Origin of the sequence: Nocardia sp. NPDC101769 (genome assembly GCF_044766925.1) — a bacterium.
GTDB lineage: Bacteria > Actinomycetota > Actinomycetes > Mycobacteriales > Mycobacteriaceae > Nocardia.
This window is the reverse complement of sequence record NZ_JBIWMX010000120.1, coordinates 1-2,463: the sequence shown is the minus strand read 5'-3', so window position 1 is coordinate 2,463 and position 2,463 is coordinate 1. Positions and strand designations below refer to the sequence as shown.

The window sequence follows — 2,463 nt, the reverse complement described above, 5'->3', positions numbered from 1 at the left end:
ACACTGAGGTGTCGAGGACCCGGCCGCCGGAGGTTCTTCGTGCGGCAGCTGATCCCCGGACGGGGAGCCGACAAGGTCGTATCAGCTCGGATACCCGCGATCTGAAATCCCGCCCAGGATCGACGCGCTCATCGGCATGAGCGCGCACTTGAGTCCACTAGAGCCAGCTAGGTGGTGCGGCCGGAGGGGCGGTCTTGGATCGGTGCGGGCATCGGTCGGATCGATGGGTTGCGCGCAGAGGTTATTCGGCTTCGGAACGCGAGTCGGGCCCCGAGCAGGGCGTTTGACGTGCAGCGATGGGATGTCAATGGGGTCGAATTCCGAAGCGGATTAGCCTCTGCGAAGAAGTAGGCCAGCGCTTGCATCGCTGCTGGTAGAGACTCTGCTGAGGCCCCCATCCGGTATCCGGGTGGGGGCTCAGTCGTTTCGCCGGCGCCGCGCTACGCCGTTGCAGCTGGTTGCCGCGGTGAGGGATTCAATTCCCGCCTCGCGCACAAAAGTCGTTGCACTGCAATGCGTTTCACGTATTGATTCGCTAAAAGCGCGGGCAGTGGCTCATATCTGATGCGCGGGATCGTGGAGCAAGATGTGGCCTTGCGCAGTACGCCCAGCGCGGTCGGTCAAGTCATCGGCAGGTCGACCGACCCAGTGGGCGAACAGTTAGCTGTCGAAGCAACCGATGGTGCGCGCGAAGTAGCGAGGAGATCCGGCGGACATCGGCCATTCACCGCAGCGACCGGGCCACGTCTTCGGCGACAACTTTGTCCTCGGCGGTGGGTGAAATCCGGCAAAGGCGATGAGGCGTCGATTCGGGCCGAGGGCGGCTGTAGGAGCCTGCCTGTTCCGGGGCGTTCGTTCTCCGGGTAGCCGGGGCCGGACGGCTGGGGAACCACACAGGCGTACTGGTCAGTCGAGGTAGTCCTGCAGGACCTGTGAGCGTGACGGATGGCGCAGCTTCGACATGGTCCTCGATTCGATCTGGCGGATTCGTTCACGCGTGACGCCGTAGACCTTCCCGATGTCGTCGAGGGTCCGAGGCTGTCCATCACCCAAGCCGTAGCGCAGCCGCATCACGCCTGCTTCCCGCGGGTCGAGCGTGTCGAGCACCGACTGCAATTGGCGCTGCAGCAGGGTGAACGACACGGCGTCGATCGCGACGACCGCCTCGCTGTCCTCGATGAAGTCGCCGAGCCGGCTGTCACCCTCGTCGCCGATCGTCTGATCCAGTGAGATCGGCTCACGCGCGTACTGCCGGATCTCCGCGACCTTCTCGGGTGTGATGTCCAGTTTCTCCGCGAGCTCTTCGGGCGTGGCTTCGCGGCCCAATTGCTGCAGCAGCTCACGCTGGACGCGTCCGAGCTTGTTGATGATCTCCACCATGTGCACCGGGATGCGAATGGTGCGGGACTGGTCGGCCATGGCGCGACTGATCGCCTGCCGGATCCACCAGGTGGCATAGGTCGAGAATTTGAATCCCTTGGCGTAATCGAACTTTTCGACCGCACGAACGAGGCCCAGATTGCCTTCCTGGATCAGGTCGAGAAAGGCCATACCGCGCCCGGTGTACCGCTTGGCGATCGATACCACCAGGCGCAGATTCGCTTCCAGCAAGTGGTTCTTGGCCTTGACGCCGTCCTGCACGACCCAGGTCAGGTCGCGGCGACGCGCGGTGGTGATGCCGGACCCCGATTCGAGCTCCTCGTGCAGCTTCTGCGCCGCATACAGTCCAACCTCGATCCGGATCGCGAGATCCACCTCTTCTTCCGCAGACAGCAGGGGAACACTGCCGATCTGCTTCAGGTACGCGCGCGTGGAATCCCCACCGGCGGTGAGCGCGGCTTCCTTGCGCGCCTGACGCAGCGCTGGGGACTCGCTGTCATCCCATTCGGAATCATCCCCGGCGCCGCCTCGCTGCGCTGGGTCGATTGCGACATCGAAGGTTGAATCCTCTTCCGGTGCATCGGTTTCGACGCTTGCCGAGGCCATATCGACATCCGATGGAGGCTGGTCGGTCGTTTCGTCGGCGGAGGTTGCCATATTCGCCCTTTCGTGGGATCAGGGCGGCACCGCGAGATGAGATCCGCAGAGAGGCCTTGGACGCCCTCGGCAATCATCGAAGCCGCTGGCCAGTCTACCGGCCACCGGCCGATGCACAGTGGCTGCAGCGTAGCCCGGGCAGGCCATCGCCGCCACTGATGCGGGTGGAGAGGCGGCGGCTGCATGCCGGCTGTTCTTAGGTTCTTTCCTCCGACACAGGGTCGCCCACTCATCCTGGAATCGCCACATAATCGGCAATAGCGGATGTTCTGTACCGCACCAGGTTTGGGCCGCCACTGCGGCGCGCTGGCCGGTTCGGTCAGCGCGCGACATGCGGCAGTAGAGTGCGGTCGACGGTGGTCACGGTGGTGCTCGGCGGCCCGATGGTCGGCAGTCATCGCCCTCGCGTGGGTGGATCGGGTGTAC

Annotated in this window: 1 pseudogene; it reads right to left on the bottom strand. The window is 64.1% G+C overall.

The features are described from left to right. Window positions 1–906: 906 nt before the first annotated feature. Window positions 907–2,019 (bottom strand): annotated as a pseudogene (locus tag ACIRRA_RS45805) (RNA polymerase sigma factor); the annotation flags it as partial. Between the last annotated feature and the right edge of the window lie 444 nt (window positions 2,020–2,463).